This is a genomic window from Streptomyces sp. NPDC002623 (assembly GCF_053592635.1).
The window spans coordinates 199831-218039 of record NZ_JBSFWB010000009.1 but is presented as its reverse complement, the minus strand read 5'-3'; the positions used below and the strand labels follow the sequence as shown (position 1 = coordinate 218039).

Sequence of the window (18209 nt, the reverse complement as noted above, 5' to 3'; positions counted from 1 at the left end):
CAGGTCAGAGGGGGTCCACTTCTTCTGCACACCGGGTTCCTACGCTCCCGAGGCATCGTCCACCCGACACAGGGAGCCGTCCGTGACACTCGTCATCGCCGCCGCCGCACCGTTCCACGGCCATGTTCAGCCGGTCCTCACCGTGACCGCCGACCTGGTGCGGCGCGGGCACGAGGTCGTCGTGCTGACCGGGGGCCGGTTCGCCGAGGACGTACGGGCCGTCGGCGCCCTGCATGTGGCGGTGCCGCCCGAGGCGGACTTCGACGACCGCAAGCTGGACCTGTACTTCCCCGAGCGCGCCGCCCTCCCGCCGGGACCGGCGCAGCTGGCGTACGACCTGAAGCACATCTTCGGCGACCCGACCGCCGCCCAGTACCGCGCGCTCACGACCCTGCTGGCCCGCCGGTTCCCGGCGTCCGTCGTGATCGGCGACCCGTACTTCTGGGGGACCACGGCGCTCTCCCTGTCCGCCGCGCCAGGGCATCGGCCGGTCACCGTCAGCCTCGGCATCACCCTGCCGACATGGCTCAGCGAGGACGCGCCCCCCATCGGGTTCGGGCTGCCGCCGCTGGTGGGGGAGGACGCGAAGAAGCGGCACCGAGAGATGAACGACCAGGTCAGAGAGGTCTTCGCCGACACCCAGCGGCATATCGAGGAGAACTTCGGAGAGAGCGGCGTCGAGCTGCCGGGCTTCTTCCTCGACGCTCTGGTCACCGCGCCGGACCACTACCTCCAGCTGACCGTCCCGGGCTTCGAGTATCCGCGCGCCGATCTGCCGCGCTCGTTCCGGTTCGTCGGACCGCTGCCCGCCACGCCGCCTCGGCCGCAGCCGCTCCCGGACTGGTGGGGGGAAGTGAAGTCGGCGCGGCGGCCGGTCGTCGTCGTCACCCAGGGGTCGTTCGACAACCGCGACCTCGGGCGGCTGGTGCGGCCCGCGGTCGACGCGCTCGCCGGTGAGGACGTCCTCGTCGTCGCCGCCACGGGACGCGCGGACGGGCCCGCCGAGATCCATGCCGCGGGGCCCGTGCCGGCGAACGCCCGCATCGGCGGATACGTCCCCCTCGACGCGCTCCTGCCCCATGCCTCGGTGCTGGTCACCAACGGCGGGTACGGCGGTGTGCACGAGGCCCTGCGGCACGGGGTACCGCTCGTCGTCGGCGGGGACGGGGAGGACAAGCCGGAGGTGGCGGCCCGGGTCGAGTGGAGCGGGGCCGGGCGCGATCTGCGGACCGGCCGGCCGTCGCCCGAAGCCGTGCGGGACGCCGTGCGGACCGTGCTGGCCGAGCCCGGACACCGCAGGCGGGCGGCCGAGTTGCAGGGCGAGTTCGAGCGCCATGACGCGCTCGCGGCCATCGCGGAGGTGGTCGAATGGGCGTAGGCGTACGCATACACGTACGCGTGGACGTTGTCGCGCCGCGCCCGGAATGTCCTGCCCCGTGAGAGCCGGCCCCGCCGCTGCCTAGCATGAGCCCCCGCTGGCTGACGGGTGCGGAGGGGTTCATGTCGCCGATGCCGTTGAGGTTCACGGTCCTCGGGGAAGTGCGGGTCTGGCGGGGCGGGGCGGAGGTGGATCCGGGCCCGCCGCTGCGCCGTACGCTCCTGGCGCTGTTGCTGGCCAGGGCCGGTTCCCCGGTTCCGCTGCCGGAGATCGTCGAGGCGCTGTGGGCGGACCCGCCCCCGGCCCGCGCGGTGAACATGGTGCACCGTCATGTCGGGGAACTCCGGCGGCTGTTGGAGCCCGGACTGCCCAACCGGGCCGAGGGCAGCCTGCTGTTGCGCGGTACCGGCGGCTACCGGCTGTTGGCGCCGCTCGACGCCGTGGACCTGCTGATCCTCCGTCAACTGGTGCACACGGCACGGGAGTCACTGCGGCGCGACGATCCGGAGCAGGCGGTCGAGATCTTCGCCGACGCGCTCGCACTGCGCCGTGGCCCGGCCGCCGGCTGCCCGGCCCGGGCTCCTGCGCATCCCGTCTTCAGGGAACTGGACCGCGAGTACGACGCCGTCGTGCGCGAGGCGGCCGACGCGGCGCTCGGCTGTGGCCGGGCGGACCGTGTTCTGCCCGCGCTGTCCGGGAGCGCGGCGCGGCACCCGCTCGACGAAGGACTTCAGGCTCTGCTCGTCCGCGCCCTCGCGGCGACCGGCCGCCGGGCCCAGGCGCTGGAGGTGTTCCGAGCCACGGCCGCCCGGCTCAGCGACGAGCTGAGCGTCGACCCCGGACCCGAGCTGATCGCCGCCGGCCGCCGGGCTGCCGCCCCGGAGCCACAGACTCAGCGAGCTCAGCGAGCGCAGGGAGCGCAGGGAGCTCAGCGAGCTCAGGGCGACACGGAGCCCGACGCGGTTCCCCCGGGCCGGCCCGCAGCGGCGGCCGGTCCGGCCGCCCTGCCCTTCCCACCTGCCCAACTCCCGCCCGGCATCCCGGTCTTCGCCGGCCGGAGCGCCGAACTGGAGCGGCTGCGCACCCTGCTCGCCGACCCCGGCGCACCCGCCGCTGCACCCGCACCCGCACCCGCCACCGTGATCGGCGTCGTCCGCGGACCCGCCGGCGTGGGCAAGACCGCTCTCGCCATACGCCTGGCCCACGAGGTGGCCGACCGGTTTCCCGACGGGCAGCTGTACGTCAACCTGCGCGGCTTCGACCCGACCGCACCGCCCCTGAGCCCACAGACCGCCCTCCGGGGCTTCCTGGACGCCCTCGGCGTACCGGCCGCGCGCATGCCCGACGGACTCGACGCCCAGGCCGCCCTGTACCGCGCTCTGCTGGCGGGCCGCAGACTGCTCGTGCTGCTCGACAACGCCCGTGACGCCGCTCAGGTCCGGCCGCTGCTGCCCGGTGCGCCCGGCTGCCCGGTGCTCGTCACCAGCCGCGACCGGCTCTCCGGCCTGGTCTCCGCCGACGGCGCCCGTCCGCTCACCCTGGACGTGCTCACACCGGCCGAGGCCCGCTCGGCGCTGGCCCTGCGGCTCGGCGCGGCCCGGGTGGCCGCCGAGCCCCGGGCGGTGCGCGAGATCGTCTCGCTCACCGCTGGGCTGCCCCTCGCCCTGGCCATGGTCGCCGCCCGCGCCGCCACCCTTCCCGCCTTCGCGCTGGAGACCCTGGCCGAGCAGCTGCGCGCCGCGCACGGCGGTCTGGAGGCGTTCCACGACTCCGACCCCGCGACCGACGTGGAGGCGGTCTTCTCGTGGTCCTACGAGGCCCTCGGGGTCGCCGCGGCCCGGCTCTTCCGGCTGCTCGGACTGCACCCCGGGCCCGAGTTCACCGTGCCCACGGCGGCCGCCCTCGCGGGCGAGCCGGTCGCCGGGGCGCGGGTCCTGCTCGCCGAACTCGCCGACGCCCATCTGCTCGCCGAGCGCTCGCCCGGCCGGTACGCCTGCCACGACCTGCTGCGCGCGTACGCCACCGAGCTCGTCCACGCCACCGAGAGCGCGGGCGAACGACGAACCGCCGTCCGCCGGCTGCTCGACCACTGTCTGCACACCGCCCATGCCGCCGCGCTGCTCTTCGACGCCCCGACGTCCGTGATCACCCCCGTCGCACCGGCCGAGCCGGCCCTGCCGTCCGTACGACCGCAGCCGCTCGCCGACGAGAGCGCCGCCCTGGCCTGGCTCACCTCCGAGCGGCCGGTCCTCCTCGGCGCCCTCCGACTGGCCGTGGACCACGGACTCGACGCCCATGTCTGGCAGTTCGCCTGGACCCTGGAGCGCTTCCACGAACGCTGCTGCCACTGGCCGGAGTACCTCGCCCTCCAACGCACCGCCCTGGCGGCCGCCCGGCGCCTCGACGACCCCGTCGCCCTCGCCCAGACCCACCGCGCGCTCGGCCGCGCCTGCATGATGCTGCGGCTCGAGGACGAGGCCCTCGACCATCTGCGGGCCTCGCTCGACGAGTCGGCCCGGGACGTCAACCAGCGGGCCCAGTCCCATCTCGCCCTGTGGGCCCTGCGGACCCGCCAGGGCCGGCACGCCGAAGCCCTCGACGAACTCGCGCCCGCCCTCGGCCTGTACGAGGCGTCGGGCCTGCGCAGGGGACAGGCCGACGTCCTCGTCGCGACGGCCTGGGGACAGGCCTGCCTGGGCGACGGCCGGCGCGCGCTCACCCTCGCGCACCGCGGGCTCGCCCTGTTCCAGGAACTCGGCATCCGCCTCGCCGAGGGATACACCTGGGACGCCCTCGGCCACGTCCACGGCCAACTCGGCCGGCACGAGCGGTCGGTGACCTGCTACCGGCGCGCACTCGACCTGTTCCGGGAGGTCGGCGACCTCTACAACGAGGCCTGTGTGCTCGACCGGCTCGGCGACGCCCGGCTCGCGGCCGGCCGGCCCGGGGACGCGCTCGGCGCCTGGCAGCGGGCCCGGGACGCCTTCCAGGACTTCGACCCCGTCGCGGCGGCCGAGGTGCGACGGAAGATCGAGCGCCATCAGCCCCCGCCCCCGACTGCCGCCCTGGTCACAGCCCCGTTCACAAGCCAGGCACACTTCGTCCACTGCGCCCTGCCTACGCTCCCGCCACCTCCGAGCGGCCAGGAGAGTCCATGAGCCGCCGAGGAGCAAGGAGCACTTTTCAGTGACGTACAACATGATCAACGGCAACCGGCTGTTCCACACCGACGAGGGGCCCGCCGCGGACCGCGCGGGCGAGACGGTGCTGCTCGTGCACGGCGCGACCTGTGACTCGCACGACTGGTCGGCGCAGATCGGGGCGTTCTCCGCGCGGCACCGGGTGATCGCGCCGGACCTGCGCGGCCATGGCCGGTCCTCCGGGCTGACGGGCGGACAGCGCCCCCGCGACTTCGCGTCCGACCTGGCGGAACTGCTGGACAGCGTGGACGCCGGGCCGGTCGTCGTCGTGGGGCACTCGCTGGGCGCGCTCGTCGCCTCGGTCCTCGCGGTCGAGTATCCGTCCCTCGTGCGGGCCGTGGTCGCGGTCGACCCCGCGTACGGATTCGAGGCGGAGTTCGCGCCGCAGCTCGCCGCCGCCTTCCGGGTCCCGGACCCGGTCGGGACCGCCGCGGCGGTCCTCGGCGGACTGGAGAACACCGCCGAGGCCGGACCCGAGGCGGAGGCCCTGCGCGTCCAGCACCGCAGGCGGGTCCTGGCCATGGACCCGATGACCGTACGGGACGTCTTCCACGGCCTGTTCGACGAGGCGGCCACCCCGCTGACCGTGCGGCCGGGCGTCGAGGCGTACCTGTCGCGCCGCACCTGCCCGGTGCTGTCGCTGTCGGCCGCCGACTCCCTGAAGGCCAAGGGGATCGACGGGGACTGGGAGGAGTCCCTGACCCGGCATCCGCACAGCGCGTCCGTGGTGCTCGAAGGGGTCGGCCACTGGCTGTTCCAGGAGCGTCCGGCCGAGTTCAACGCGCTGGTACTGGGCTGGATCGACGGGCTGCCGACCGCCTGAGCGAAGACGGGCGGCACACGGGGACGACGTACACACAGGGCACACAGGGACAACGGTGACGATGCGGTTCGCGGTCATGGGGGCGGTGCGGGTCTGGCAGGGCGACGGGGAGATACGGCTGGGGGCGGCCCAGCAACGCCTCCTGCTGGCCCTGCTGATGGCGCACGCGGGGCGGCCCGTGCCCATGGAGGAGATGCAGCAGGCACTCTGGGGAGAGACGCCGCCGGGCTCGCCGACGAACGCCGTGTACCGGCACATCGGAGTGCTGCGCCGGCTGCTGGAGCCGGGGCTGCCGCTGCGGGCCCCCGGCAGGTGGCTCGTCAGGGACGCGGGCGGCTACCGGCTGAACGCGTCGCCCGAGACCCTGGACGTACTGCGCTTCCGGGAGTTGACGCAGCGGGCGAGGGAGGCCGAGCGGGCGCGCGGCGGCTCCGCGGGCTCGGCCGAATCCGCCGTGCCGCTCTACGTCGAGGCACTGAGCCTGCGCACCGGGGCGGTCGCCACCGGCGTCCCGGTGGAGGCGCGGTCCCACCCCGCCTTCAACGCGCTGGAGCGCGAGCACCTCGCGGTGGTGAAGGAGGCCGCCGACGTGCTGCTGGCGGCGGGCTCGGCCGGACGTCTGCTCGCCGCCCTGCACCGCGCCGCCGCCGAGCATCCGCTCGACGAACAGCTCCAGGCCCGCCTCGTGCGCGTCCTGGCGGCCACCGGGCAGCGGGCCGAAGCGCTCGACACCTGGCAGCGGATACGCGCCGGGCTCGTGGCCGAACTGGGCGTCGAGCCCGGCGCCGAACTGCGCGCCGCCCAACGCGACGTCCTGCGCGAGGGCACGCCCGCCCCCACGACGTCCGCCCCCACGACGTCCGCCCTCACGACGCCCGGACGGACGGAGCCCGTCGAGCCGTCCCCGCGGGGTCGTACCGGGGCCGCCCGGCTGTTCGTGGTGCCCGACGGGCCGGGGCGGACGCTGCCGTCGCGGCAGCGCACGGCGGCCCCGGCGACCGAACCCCCCGATCCCTTCGTACGCCCCGCCCAACTCCCCGCCGACCTGCCCGCCTTCGCGGGCCGACGGGCCGAACTCGCCCGGGTGGCACAGACGTCGACGACCGAGACGCCGGGGATGCGGATCGCCGTGATCAGCGGGATGGGCGGAATCGGCAAGACCACGCTGGCCGTGCGCTGGGCGCACCGGATCGCCCACCGCTTCCCGGACGGACAGCTGTTCCTGAACCTGCGCGGCTTCGACCCCAGCGGCGCCGTGACGGATCCGGGGCAGGCCCTGCGCGGATTCATCGAGGCCCTCGGGGTGCCCCCGCAGCGCATACCGGCCGAGCCGGACGCCCAGACCGGGCTCTACCGCAGCCTGCTGGCCGGGCGCCGGGTCCTGATCGTCCTCGACAACGCCCGGGACGCCGAACAGGTGCGCCCGCTGCTCCCGGGCAGCCCCGGCTGTCTGGTCGTCGTCACCAGCCGCGACCGCCTCCTCGGCCTGGTCACCGCCGAGGCCGCCCGCCCCCTGACCCTGGACCGGCTGCCGGACGCCGAGGCCCGCGAGTCCCTGACCCGCCGCCTCGGCGCCGACCGCGTCCTGGCCGAACCGGCCGCCGTCGACGAGATCGTCGCCCGGTGCGCCGGGCTCCCGCTCGCCCTGGCCGTCGTCGCCACCCGGGCCGCCGCCCATCCGGACTTCCCGCTCGCCGCCATCGCCGACGAACTGCGCACGACCCACGGCAGCCTCGACGCGTTCACCGACGCGGACCCGGCCGGCGACGTACGGGCGGTGTTCTCCTGGTCGTACCGGGCGCTGAGCCCCGGCGCGGCACGGCTGCTGCGCCTGCTGTCCCTGCACCCGGGCCCGGACGCCACGCTGCCCGCCGCGGCGGCCGCCACCGGCGACGACCCGGACGAGGTCCGAGGCCTGCTGGCCGAGCTCACCCGGTCCCATCTGCTCACCGAGCACGCACCCGGCCGGTACGTCTGCCACGACCTGCTGCGCACCTACGCGACCGAACGCGCCGTCGAGCAGGACGGCGCGGACGAGCGGGAAGCCGTCCTGCGCCGTCTCCTCGACCACTACCTGCACTCCGCGCACGCCGCCGGCCACGTCTACTCGCCCTTCTGGCGGCTCCATCCGCTGCCCGCGGCCGCCCCTGGGGCGCGTCCCGAGTCCTTCGCCGACGACGCGCAGGCGCTGCGCTGGTACACGGCCGAGTCACAGGTGCTGCGCGCCGTCGCCGAACGGGCGGCGACGCGCCGGGACGACGCCCATGTCTGGGGCCTGGCCTGGGCCCTGGAACGGTTCATGGACCGGCAGGGCCACTGGCACGACTCCGCCGCACTCCAGTGCGCCGGTCTCGAGGCGGCCGTCCGCGACGGCCACCGCACCGCACAGGCCCATCTGCACCGCGGCCTGGCCCGTGCCTCGGCCCGCCTGGAGCGTCACGACGAGGCCCGGACCCACGTCCGGCACTCCCTCGACCTGTTCGCCGAACTCGGCGACCGGCTCGGCCTCGCCCACGCCCACCGCAGCCACGGCTGGCTGCTCGACCGGCTCGGCGACCACGACGGAGCCCTCGACGCGGCCGGCCGGGCGCTCGCCCTCTACCGGGCCCTCGACGACGGGGTCGCGCAGACCAGCGCGCTGCACGCCCTCGGCCGGACCCATCTGTCGCGGGGCGAACACCGCAGGGCCGCCGCCTACTTCGAGGAGTCCCTGACCGGCCTCGCCGGACTCGACGGCACCCGGTATGCCGAGGCCGGCGCCTGGGACAGCCTCGGCATCGCCCGCCACCGCCTCGGCGAACACGCGCGGGCACTCGCCGCCTACCAGTGCGCGCTCCGGCTCTACCGCGAGGTCGGCGACACGTTCAGCGAGGCCGGGACGCTGTGCCGGCTCGGCGACACCTACCTCGCCACCGGCGACTCCGGATCGGCCCGGACGGTCTGGGAGCGCGCGCTGCGGTTCCTGGCCCGGACCGACCCGACGGCGGCCCGGGAGATCCGCACCAGGCTGTCCGCCCTCGGCGACGAGGTTCCCGCACCGCGGATCGCTGCCGTGTCCGCAGCGGCCGAGATCTGATCCACCCGATCCGCCCTTCCCACTGCAAGAAGTTTCCGATGCAAGGAGTTTCCGAGATGCGCATAGGCATCGCCGTACCGCAGTACGGCTTGTTCGCGACGCCCGAGGCGATCGTGGAGGTGGCCCGGGCCGCCGAGGGGCTCGGCTTCGACAGCCTGTGGGCTGCCGACCGCATCCTCACCCCGCACGAGCCGAGCGACCCGTACCCCGGCGGGGACGGGACCATGCCCGCGGAGTACCGCACCTTCCTCGATCCGCTCACCGTCCTCACCCTGGCCGCCGGCGCGACCCACCGCGTCCGGCTCGGCACCAGCACCCTCAACGCCCTGTGGCACGCTCCGGTCCTCCTCGCCCGGACCCTCACCACGCTGGACGTGATCAGCCACGGACGACTGGACGTGGGCATCGGACTCGGCTGGCTGCGCGACGAGTACCGGGCCGTCGACGTGCCGTGGGAGAACCGCGGGGGCCGCCTGGAGGAGTGGCTCGACGTGGCGGAGGCCGTCTGGACCGAGGAGAGCGTCCGGCACGACGGCGAACGCTGGACGATCCCCGCCTCGCACATCGGTCCCAAGCCGGTGCAGAGTCCGCGCCCGCCGCTCCTCCTGGGCGGTTTCTCCCCCGCCGCCCTGGAACGGATCGGCCGCCGCGCCGACGGCTGGCTCGCGGTGGGGCTGCCGGTCCCCTATCTGACCGCGATGTGGAACACCGTCCGGCTGGCCGCCGAGGCCGCCGGCCGCGACGCGTCCGGGCTGCGCATGGTCCTACGGGTCAACCCGACGGTGACCGCCGACGAGGCCCCGTCGGAGGAGGTGCCGAACCGGGGAACGGTCGCCCAGATCACCGACTACCTCCTCAGCACGGCCGAAGCGGGCGCGGACGAGGTGCTGATCGACCTCCAGCAGACGACGACCACGACCGCCGAACTGCTCGACCTGGCCGAAGCGATGATCAAGAGGCTGCGGCCCTGACCGGCCCGCACGCAAAAAAGCTTGTGCGGGCCGAGCATAGGCTCGACCCGCACAAGCGGATACATTCAGTGTCCGAGGGGGGACTTGAACCCCCACGCCCGATAAAGGGCACTAGCACCTCAAGCTAGCGCGTCTGCCATTCCGCCACCCGGACAGGGTGTGTGCCGTGCGGGGTTTCCCCCGCGGCGACGTCGTAAACATTACCAGGCTTTCCGGAGTGCCCGATCACGGGCGGCCGTCCCGGGAGCGCGCCCCGCGTTAACGGCGTGTGACGGGCGGGCACCGGTCTTGGGCCTCGGCCCGGGGGAGAGGGAGGATGAGCGAGACCCACCAGCAGTGACAGCGGGAGGAACCTTCAGTGAGCGCGACGGACGACACGGCCAGGGGCGTCACCGGCGAGGACGAGGTCGTGGACCTCTGCCGCGAGCTGATCCGGATCGACACCAGCAACTACGGCGACCACTCGGGACCGGGCGAGCGCAAGGCGGCCGAGTGGGTCGCCGAGAAGCTCGACGAGGTCGGGCTCGAGTCGAAGATCTTCGAGTCGCACCCGGGCCGCGCCTCCACCGTGGCCCGCATCGAGGGCGAGGACCCGTCCAGGCCCGCGCTGCTCATCCACGGCCACCTCGACGTCGTACCGGCCAACGCGGTCGACTGGACCCACCACCCCTTCTCCGGCGAGGTCGCGGACGGCTGCGTGTGGGGCCGCGGCGCGGTCGACATGAAGGACATGGACGCGATGACGCTGGCCGTCGTCCGCGACCGGCTGCGCTCCGGGCGCAAGCCGCCGCGCGACATCGTCCTCGCGTTCCTCGCCGACGAGGAGGCCGGCGGCCTGTACGGCGCCCGGCACCTCGTGAACAACCACCCCGACCTGTTCGACGGCGTCACCGAGGCGATCAGCGAGGTCGGCGGGTTCTCCTTCACCGTGAGCGAGGAGCGGCGGCTCTACCTCATCCAGGCGGCCGAGAAGGGCATGCACTGGATGAAGCTGACCGTCGCGGGCACCGCCGGGCACGGCTCGATGATCCACCGGGACAACGCGATCACCGAGCTGTCCGAGGCCGTCGCGCGGCTCGGCCGGCACACCTTCCCGGTGCGGGTGACCAAGACGACCCGCGCCTTCCTCGACGAGCTCGGCGACGCCCTCGGCATCGAGCTGGACCCCGAGGACATGCAGTCGACGCTCGCCCGGCTCGGCGGCATCGCCAAGCTGATCGGCGCGACCCTGAGCAACACCGCCAACCCGACCCAGCTGGGCGCCGGCTACAAGGTCAACGTCATCCCGGGCGAGGCCACGGCACACGTCGACGGACGGTTCCTGCCCGGGCACGAGGAGGAGTTCCTCGCCGACCTCGACCGGATCCTCGGCCCGAAGGTGCGCCGCGAGGACGTGCACTCCGACAAGGCGCTGGAGACGTCCTTCGACGGGGCGCTGGTCGAGGCGATGCAGTCCGCGCTGCTCGCCGAGGACCCGACCGCGAAGGCCATCCCCTACATGCTCTCCGGCGGCACCGACGCCAAGTCCTTCGACGACCTCGGCATCCGCGGCTTCGGCTTCGCCCCGCTGAAGCTGCCGCCGGAGCTGGACTTCGCCGGGATGTTCCACGGCGTCGACGAGCGGGTCCCGGTGGACGGGCTCCAGTTCGGGGTGCGCGTGCTCGACCGCTTCATCGACGCGTCCTGAATTCGGCCGCCTGTACGGGCGCGACTGGGAAGAGTGAATGCGCCGATAAGCGCGTAGCCCCATTAATTCCGCCTCGTTACTGGTGATGCGATCCGCTGCTTGGGGTCGCTTTGCCAACAAGGAGGAATAATGATCAAGAAGGTCGTCGCTGCTGCGGCTGCCACTGGTGGGCTGGTTCTCGCGGGAGCGGGCCTGGCCGTCGCCGACGCCGGTGCCCAGGGTGCCGCGGTGCACTCCCCGGGTGTTGCGTCCGGCAACGTGATTCAGGTTCCCGTGAACATCCCGGTGAACGTCTGCGGCAACACGATCTCGGTGATCGGGCTGCTGAACCCCGCCTTCGGCAACACCTGCATCAACAAGTGACGTCGACCCGCTGAGGGGTCGTCTTTCGCCGTCGGCCCCGGAGCGCACGCCATGCGCTCCGGGGCCGACCGGTCTTTTTCCCGGAAGAGATTTGAGAGCAGGGATTCAGCAATGCGACAGGTCACCCGCAAAAGCCTCATGACCGTGGCGGCGGCGACGGGGGTGATCGCCGCCGCAGGCGGCTACGCCCACGCCGACTCCGCCGCGAACGGGTTCGCCACCGACTCGCCCGGCGTCCTGTCGGGCAACTCGGTGCAGGCGCCGGTCAACGTCCCCGTGAACGTCTGCGGCAACACCGTCGACGTCGTCGGGGCGCTCAACCCGAGCTTCGGCAACTCCTGCGCCAACAAGGGGGGCGGGGCGTCGTCGGGCGGATACGGCGACCACAAGGGCGGCGGTGGCGGCCATGCCGGGAACCACGGCGGCAACCACGGTGGCAGCCAGGGCGGCAACCACGGCGGTCACCACGGCGGCGGTCATGGCGGCTCCGGGGCACACGGGGGCTCCGGAGGCGCGCATGCGGGCGGGCACACCGGCGGATCGCCCGGTGTCGGCTCCGGCAACCAGGTCCAGGTCCCCGTCGACGTGCCGGTGAACGTGTGCGGCAACAGCGTCGACGTCGTCGGGATCCTCAACCCGTCGATGGGCAACGACTGCGCGAACGACAGCGGTTCCGGCGCGCACACGCCGCCGTCCCATGGCCACGAGACGCCGGGCGAGCCCGGGAACCAGGGCCCCGGCAAGCCGGGCGAGCACGGTCAGTCCAACCCGTCCAGCCCGTCCGGACCCGAGGGCGTGCCGTCCACCCCGGATCAGGTGACGCCGGCCGGCGCCTCCTCCGTCCACGGGTCCCCGGCCCACGCCCCGCAGCTCGCGCAGACCGGAAGCGAACTGCCGATCGGCTTCGCCCTGCCGGCCGGCGCGGGTGCGCTGCTCGCGGGCGCGCTGATCTACCGCAAGGCGCGCGCCGCCGCGTAACTCCACAGGGCGCCGCACACGACGGAGCGGGCCCCGCCTCGGCGGGGCCCGCTCCGTTCTTCGTCTCATCTCACCACGTGGCACGCACCTGGCGGATGATGCGCCGGCGCAACCGCACCCTGCGGCTGCCGTCACGCAGCAGACTCAGGCGGTCCAACTCCCAGTGTCCGTACTCGGCATGGTCGGTCAGCAGTCGTGTCGCCTCCTTGCGGGAGACCCCGCGCGGTACGTAGACGTCGACAAATTCGTATTCCGGCATCGCATCTATTGTGCGGGCTGGGGCCCGGTACGGATAGCGTCTGCACTATGTCTGATGCTGCGCAGCCCACCGCTGCCGAGGTACGAGCCGCCGCCGAGGCGGTCAAGACCGCGCTCGACCGCCACCTGGCGGCGGTCGAACGCAGGACGGGAGAGGACGACCCGACCGTATACGAGGCGTTCAACGAGCTGGCCGCGGCCGCCGAGGTCTACGACGAACTGCTCTACGACCGCTACGACGAGGTCACGCCCTTCGAGATCCCCGGCGCGGAGGACTCCCTGCCGCCGTACGAGGGCCCCGAGGAGCCGAACGCGCTGAGCGTGCTGATCCGCCGCGACTACGCCGTCGCGGAGCCGCAGCGGCTGATGGCGCAGGCCCAGCGGGTGGAGGCGGCGGACGACGACGGAGCGGGCGCGGAGGTCGCGGGCACCGTGCACGGTGCGCTGGGCATCCTCTTCGGCGAGTTCGAGGCCGACGAGATCGCCTCCCGGCACAAGGAGTTCGGCCTGGAGGAGGGCGACTCCACCCTGTGGGTGCTGGCCGCCGAGGAACCGGCCGAGCCGGGCGAGTGGCTGGAGACGCCGTTCGACCAGGCCGACCCGGGCCGGGTGGTCTGCCGCTTCGACGTGAGCTCGGTCTTCGACGAGCTCGACGACGACGGCGACGACGGTGAGGACGGCGAGGACATGGTGGACGACATCGAGGACGAGGAACTGGAGCCGCTGGACGCCGACCGTTAGCCGCCCGCCGGTGGCCCGGTAGGCGGTGGCGGGCGGCTTCCGAGACGTCATGACGGCGGTGGCCGCGAAGGGAGACCCTTCGCGGCCACCGCCGTTCGCGCTACTCCGCGGCCGGGACCTGGGCGCGCAGCAGCAGCGGCAGCCGGGTCGTGCGGGGCTTCGCCGGGACCTCGGCGACGGCTCTCGGCAGGGCCTGCTCGACACCGTGCACCACGGACAGATGGCGCTCCGCGCGGCCGAACGCCGTGTACACCCAGGGGCGGGAGAGGGCCTGCCCGGCGTCCCCGGGCAGCACCACGACCGCCGCGGGCCACCGACTGCCCACCGCCTGGTGCGCGGTCAGCGCCCATCCGTGCCGTACGGCCTGCTCCACCCGCTCCCTCGGGACGACCACGGAGGCCCCCTCGCACGACAGATGCAGCCCGTCCGCGTCGGCCGTCACCACCCGGCCCGGCACCGTGCGGCCCGGCACGGGGGAGTAGGCGACCCGGTCGCCGGGGTCGAAGCCGCCGAAGCGGCCCGGGCCCGGATTGAGCCGTTCCTTCAGCGCCGCGTTCAGCGCGCGCGTGCCGGCCGCGCCACCGTGCCCCGGGGTGATCACCACGGCCTCCTCGGGCGTGATCCCGAAGGCCCGCGGCACCGAGTCGGCGACCAGTTGCACGGTCCGGTGCACCGCCTCGCCCGCGTCCCGCACCGGCACGATCACGATCTCCTTGCCGGGCGCGTCGACCTGGTTCAGCTCGCCGATGCCGACGCCGGACACCAGCTCGCCGATCGGCCCCGGGTCGGGTGTGCGCGAGGCGACCTGCGGGCACACGCGCGCCGCGAGCAGGTCGGCGAAGACCCGGCCCGGGCCGGCCGACCACAGCACCGCCGGATCCCCGCTGAGCACCAGCCGCGCCCCGTCCGGCAGCGACTCCGCCAGCATCGCGGCGCTCTCCACGTCCAGTTGCGGCGCGTCCAGCAGGATCAGCAGGTCCAGGGCGAAGGCTCCGTCGCCGTCGCGTCCGGGGCCCTCGGCGCCGGAGAGCAGACCGGGGACGGTCACGACGGTGCCGTCCGCCCCGTCCTCCCCGTTCAGCAGGGCCGCGAACCGGCGCTGTCCGTCCGGGGTATGGCAGGCCGCGACGGCGCGCAGGCCCAGGGCGCGGGCGGCGGTGAGCAGGGCCGCCGGTTCGGCGCGGGCGGCCTCGCCGCCGGTGTGCAGCACCAGACCGTGCCCGGCGACCGCGCGGATCAGCTCGGCCGCGCTGCCGGACGCGGCTGCGGTGACCGACTCCCAGGGCGCGGAGGCCTCCTTGGCCAGGGAGTTGACCACACGGGCCAGCGCGTCGGCGAGACTCTCCTCCGCGAGCGCGTACCGCTCCAGACCGGCCAGGACCCGCACCGGCCGGGCCGCCTCGCCCTCCTCGCCCTCCTCAGCCTGTTCGCCTTCCGCCACCGGCTGTCCGGCCGCCGGCGCGTCCAGGGCGTCCTGGAAGACGAGGGCCTCGCCCTCGGCCAGCGTGCTCTGCACGGCCGCCTCCGCGTCCGGCACGGACTGCCGGACAAGGGCGGCGGTGAGCGTGGGCAGCTCCAGGGCGGTGTGCCCGGCCAGGGCGGCCTGCTCCAGCAGCCAGACCGTCACCGCGCGCCCGCGCCGCTCGTCGTCGGGGGCGCACTCCGGGCCGAGCAGCGCCCGAGCGAAGCCGTCGGCCTGCTCGGGCCGCACACCGGGGACGCGCAGCAGGTGCCACGGGTCCTCGCGCAGCACGTCCTCGGCGCCCTCGCCGAGGGCGGCGGCGGCCTGCGCCGCGAGCGCCTCGGGGGCGCCGCCGTCGGCCAGCACGCGCCGGACGCCCTCCACGGTGTCCGCCGCGGGCGCCGCCGTCTGGGCGGCCACCGGCTGCGGACGCGGTGCGGGCTCCGGGGCGGGGCGGCGCGGGGCGGGTTCCGGCTCGCCGAACACGGCGGCCGGGGGCTTCGCACCGCCCTCCACGGCGCGCACGGCGGCCAGCAGGTCGGCGGCCTTCCCGCTGAGCTTGGCCCCGGCGGCGATGGGCGCCGCCTTCTCGGCCTTGCGTCGCTCGATCCGCTCCCGCTCGAGCTTCTGCGCGGCGAGCTCGGCCTGCGCCTCGGAGACCTGCGCGGCGGTCTCCCCGTCACCGGCCTTCCCGCCGTCGGCCTTTCCGGCACCGGCCTCGTCGGTCGTCGGCGTGCTGTCGTCGGCCTCGGCCTCCGGGGCTTCCGCGGTCGTCCCCGGCTCCGCCGTCTCCGTGTCGTCGGGCGTTCCGGGTTCCCCGGGGGCGTCCGGTTCCGCCGGCCCGGCGTGGTCCGTGCTCTCCGGGGGATCCGGCTCCGTGCTCACAGCGTGCTCCAGTCGTGATCGGGATAGCGGTGCACGGGCGCCGACACATCGTCGAGGGCCCGGCAGATCTCGTCAGGAAGACTAAGCGCCTCCACTGACAACGCCGCCGTGAGCTGCTGCGAGTTGCGCGCGCCGACGATCGGTGCGGCCACGCCCGGCCGGTCGCGGACCCATGCGAGGGCGATCTGCAGCGGGGTCACCGCCAGTCCGTCGGCGGCCGTCGACACGGCGTCCACGATGCGGCTCGCGGTGTCGTCCAGATAGGGCTCGACGAAGCGCGCGAAGTGCTCCGATGCGCCGCGCGAGTCGGGCGGCAGGGCGTCGCCCCGGTACTTGCCGGTGAGGACGCCGCGGCCCAGCGGGGACGAGGGCAGCAGGCCGATGCCCAGATCCAGCGCGGCCGGCAGTACCTCGCGCTCGATGCCGCGCTGGAGCAGTGAGTACTCCATCTGCGTCGCCGCGAGCCGTGTCCGGGCGCCCGGTGCGGCGAGCTGCCAGGTGGCCGCCTTGGCGAGCTGCCAGCCGCAGAAGTTGGAGACCCCGGCGTACCGGGCCCGACCGCTCGCGACAGCGATGTCGAGAGCCTGGAGCGTCTCTTCCAGCGGGGTGTCCGGGTCGAAGGCGTGCACCTGCCAGACGTCGACGTAGTCCGTGCCGAGCCGGGCGAGCGAGGCGTCGAGGGCGGCGAGGAGGTGACCCCGCGAGCCGTCGAAGCGGCGGTCCGGGTCGGGCACACTGCCGGCCTTCGTCGAGATGATCAGGTCCCGGCGCGGCACCAGGCCCTCTATCAGCCGCCCGAGCAGGTACTCGGCATCCCCGTCGCCGTACACGTCCGCCGTGTCGACGAGGGTCCCGCCCGCCTCCCAGAACGTCTTCATGACGTCCGCGGCGTCGTGCTCGTCGGTGTCACGGCCCCAGGTCAGGGTGCCGAGCCCGATGCGGGACACACGCAGGCCGGTGCGGCCGAGATGCCTCTGCTCCATGGACGCCGAGATTACTGGCCATAACTGGGCGGTGGGTTGCCTGTGGATAACCGAATCTCCGGAACGGGAAGCCGACTTCCGCAGGCCGCGCCCCTCGGATCCGATCAGCGTGGCTCCCGCCTCCGATCCGCGCGACCCTCGCCACACCGCCCTCCCCGGTCGCCCGCCCCCGCGCTAAGGTCTCCGCAACAGCGTCGTTACTGATCAGTAAGGGGAATCGGCCATGCAGCTCGGTATCAACCTCGGCTACTGGGGTGCCGGAATGGACGGCGACAACCTCGCCGTCGCCCAGGAGGCCGACCGCCTCGGGTATGCCGTCTGCTGGGCCGCCGAGGCCTACGGATCGGACGCGGCCACCGTCCTCACCTGGGTCGCCGCGCAGACCGAGCGCATCGACGTCGGCTCGGCCATCTTCCAGATCCCGGCGCGCCAGCCCGCGATGACCGCGATGACCGCCGCCACCCTCGACTCCCTCTCCGGCGGCCGGTTCCGCCTCGGCCTCGGCGTCTCCGGCCCCCAGGTCTCCGAGGGCTGGTACGGCGTCAAGTTCGACAAGCCGCTGTCCCGCACGCGCGAGTACGTCGAGATCGTCCGCAAGGCGATGACACGGGAGCGGCTGTCGTACGAGGGCGAGCACTGGACGCTGCCGCTGCCGGGCGGACCGGGCAAGCCGATCAAGCTGACCGTGCACCCCGAGCGCGAGCACATCCCGCTGTACATCGCCGCGATCGGCCCGAAGAACCTGGAGCAGACCGGCGAGATCGCCGACGGCGCGCTGCTCATCTTCCCGTCCGCCGACCACCTCGAGGACACCGCGATCAAGCATCTGCGGGCCGGACGCGAGAAGGCCGGCAAGACCATGGAGGGCTTCGACGTCTGTCCGACGCTGCCCCTGGCGGTCGGCGACGACAAGGACGTCGAGCGACTCGCCGACACCTTCCGCCCGTACACCGCGCTGTACGTCGGCGGCATGGGCAGCCGCAAGCAGAACTTCTACAACCAGCTCGCCCGGCGCATGGGCTACGAGGCCGCGGCCGACGAGATCCAGGACAAGTACCTGTCCGGCGACAAGCAGGGCGCCGCGGCCGCGATCCCGCACGAGCTGATCGACCGGACCACGCTGCTGGGCTCGGTGGAGCGGATCGCCGACCGGATGAAGGCCTACGCGGCGGCCGGCGTCACCACCCTCACCCTGGCCCCCGCGGGCTTCACCCTGGACGAGCGCCTCGCCTCGCTGCGCGCGGGCACCCAGGCCCTGGAGCTCGCCGGACTGGCGTAGTCCGGGGGAGGGAAGAGGGGGATTTCAGCGGCCGTGGTGGGGGCTCGGGGGTCTTCCCCGCCACGGCCGTCACGGTTAACAACGCGCCGCGCGGCGCGTGGTTACGCCTGGGCGTCGACTCCTCG

13 protein-coding genes and 1 tRNA gene are annotated in these 18209 nt (G+C 74.0%); 10 read left to right on the top strand and 4 right to left on the bottom strand.

All coding sequences use genetic code 11. The features are described 5' to 3' along the window. Window positions 1-82: 82 nt before the first annotated feature. From ACWD4O_RS19145 to ACWD4O_RS19125, 5 genes are all read left to right on the top strand, one after another. Window positions 83-1378 carry a nucleotide disphospho-sugar-binding domain-containing protein gene (locus ACWD4O_RS19145; RefSeq protein WP_451281161.1) on the top strand — a complete coding sequence of 432 codons (1296 nt, stop codon included), beginning with the start codon at window positions 83-85 and terminating at the stop codon, window positions 1376-1378. Between the two features lie 86 nt (window positions 1379-1464). Beyond that, on the top strand, window positions 1465-4536 hold the full coding sequence (locus ACWD4O_RS19140) for an AfsR/SARP family transcriptional regulator (protein ID WP_451281160.1): 3072 nt from the start codon (window positions 1465-1467) through the stop codon (window positions 4534-4536). A gap of 28 nt (window positions 4537-4564) precedes the next feature. Further along, window positions 4565-5401 carry an alpha/beta fold hydrolase gene (locus ACWD4O_RS19135; protein ID WP_451281158.1) on the top strand — a complete coding sequence of 279 codons (837 nt, stop codon included), beginning with the start codon at window positions 4565-4567 and terminating at the stop codon, window positions 5399-5401. A 61-nt stretch (window positions 5402-5462) separates the two neighbouring features. Then, a complete protein-coding gene (locus ACWD4O_RS19130) occupies window positions 5463-8477 on the top strand; it encodes an AfsR/SARP family transcriptional regulator (RefSeq protein ID WP_451281157.1) in 3015 nt (1004 codons plus the stop codon). Window positions 8478-8533: 56 nt separating this feature from the next. Beyond that, a complete protein-coding gene (locus ACWD4O_RS19125; protein ID WP_451281156.1) occupies window positions 8534-9448 on the top strand; it encodes a TIGR03619 family F420-dependent LLM class oxidoreductase in 915 nt (304 codons plus the stop codon). A gap of 69 nt (window positions 9449-9517) precedes the next feature. Here the strand turns inward: ACWD4O_RS19125 and ACWD4O_RS19120 are convergent. Beyond that, a tRNA-Leu gene (locus tag ACWD4O_RS19120) sits at window positions 9518-9602 on the bottom strand. 204 nt (window positions 9603-9806) lie between these two features. Here ACWD4O_RS19120 and ACWD4O_RS19115 point away from each other — a divergent pair. The 3 genes from ACWD4O_RS19115 to ACWD4O_RS19105 all read left to right on the top strand — a co-directional run bounded on the left by ACWD4O_RS19115 (window position 9807) and on the right by ACWD4O_RS19105 (window position 12476). Continuing rightward, window positions 9807-11135, top strand: coding sequence for a M20/M25/M40 family metallo-hydrolase (locus ACWD4O_RS19115; protein WP_451281155.1), 1329 nt, complete (start codon window positions 9807-9809; stop codon window positions 11133-11135). A gap of 129 nt (window positions 11136-11264) precedes the next feature. Beyond that, window positions 11265-11498, top strand: a complete 234-nt coding sequence (chpH, locus tag ACWD4O_RS19110) for a chaplin ChpH (RefSeq protein ID WP_351919830.1) — start codon at window positions 11265-11267, stop codon at window positions 11496-11498. A gap of 111 nt (window positions 11499-11609) precedes the next feature. Then, complete coding sequence (locus ACWD4O_RS19105; protein ID WP_451281153.1) at window positions 11610-12476, top strand: chaplin; 867 nt, start codon at window positions 11610-11612, stop codon at window positions 12474-12476. A gap of 70 nt (window positions 12477-12546) precedes the next feature. Here the strand turns inward: ACWD4O_RS19105 and ACWD4O_RS19100 are convergent, their stop codons facing one another. Next, window positions 12547-12735, bottom strand: coding sequence for a DUF5703 family protein (locus ACWD4O_RS19100; protein WP_014671721.1), 189 nt, complete (start codon window positions 12733-12735; stop codon window positions 12547-12549). A 47-nt stretch (window positions 12736-12782) separates the two neighbouring features. On the opposite strand from ACWD4O_RS19100, the gene ACWD4O_RS19095 reads away from it, so the two are divergent. Continuing rightward, window positions 12783-13475 carry a hypothetical protein gene (locus tag ACWD4O_RS19095; RefSeq protein WP_451281151.1) on the top strand — a complete coding sequence of 231 codons (693 nt, stop codon included), beginning with the start codon at window positions 12783-12785 and terminating at the stop codon, window positions 13473-13475. A gap of 100 nt (window positions 13476-13575) precedes the next feature. Here the strand turns inward: ACWD4O_RS19095 and ACWD4O_RS19090 are convergent, their stop codons facing one another. Both ACWD4O_RS19090 and ACWD4O_RS19085 read right to left on the bottom strand, forming a co-directional pair. Next, window positions 13576-15822 carry a helix-hairpin-helix domain-containing protein gene (locus tag ACWD4O_RS19090; RefSeq protein ID WP_451281149.1) on the bottom strand — a complete coding sequence of 749 codons (2247 nt, stop codon included), beginning with the start codon at window positions 15820-15822 and terminating at the stop codon, window positions 13576-13578. Continuing rightward, window positions 15819-16805 carry an aldo/keto reductase gene (locus tag ACWD4O_RS19085; RefSeq protein ID WP_450947791.1) on the bottom strand — a complete coding sequence of 329 codons (987 nt, stop codon included), beginning with the start codon at window positions 16803-16805 and terminating at the stop codon, window positions 15819-15821. Before ACWD4O_RS19085 ends, ACWD4O_RS19090 begins: the two co-directional genes overlap by 4 nt. A 223-nt stretch (window positions 16806-17028) precedes the next feature. Between ACWD4O_RS19085 and ACWD4O_RS19080 the strand changes: the two genes are divergently transcribed. Next, window positions 17029-18084, top strand: coding sequence for an LLM class F420-dependent oxidoreductase (locus ACWD4O_RS19080; RefSeq protein WP_451281147.1), 1056 nt, complete (start codon window positions 17029-17031; stop codon window positions 18082-18084). Window positions 18085-18209 lie beyond the last annotated feature (125 nt).

Coding starts and splice junctions, on each gene's coding strand:
- ACWD4O_RS19140 (WP_451281160.1), top strand. CDS start 1,465: ATGAGCCCCCGCTGGCTGACGGGTGCGGAGGGGTTCATGTCGCCGATG.
- ACWD4O_RS19130 (WP_451281157.1), top strand. CDS start 5,463: ATGCGGTTCGCGGTCATGGGGGCGGTGCGGGTCTGGCAGGGCGACGGG.
- ACWD4O_RS19125 (WP_451281156.1), top strand. CDS start 8,534: ATGCGCATAGGCATCGCCGTACCGCAGTACGGCTTGTTCGCGACGCCC.
- chpH (WP_351919830.1), top strand. CDS start 11,265: ATGATCAAGAAGGTCGTCGCTGCTGCGGCTGCCACTGGTGGGCTGGTT.
- ACWD4O_RS19105 (WP_451281153.1), top strand. CDS start 11,610: ATGCGACAGGTCACCCGCAAAAGCCTCATGACCGTGGCGGCGGCGACG.
- ACWD4O_RS19100 (WP_014671721.1), bottom strand. CDS start 12,735: ATGCCGGAATACGAATTTGTCGACGTCTACGTACCGCGCGGGGTCTCC.
- ACWD4O_RS19095 (WP_451281151.1), top strand. CDS start 12,783: ATGTCTGATGCTGCGCAGCCCACCGCTGCCGAGGTACGAGCCGCCGCC.
- ACWD4O_RS19085 (WP_450947791.1), bottom strand. CDS start 16,805: ATGGAGCAGAGGCATCTCGGCCGCACCGGCCTGCGTGTGTCCCGCATC.
- ACWD4O_RS19080 (WP_451281147.1), top strand. CDS start 17,029: ATGCAGCTCGGTATCAACCTCGGCTACTGGGGTGCCGGAATGGACGGC.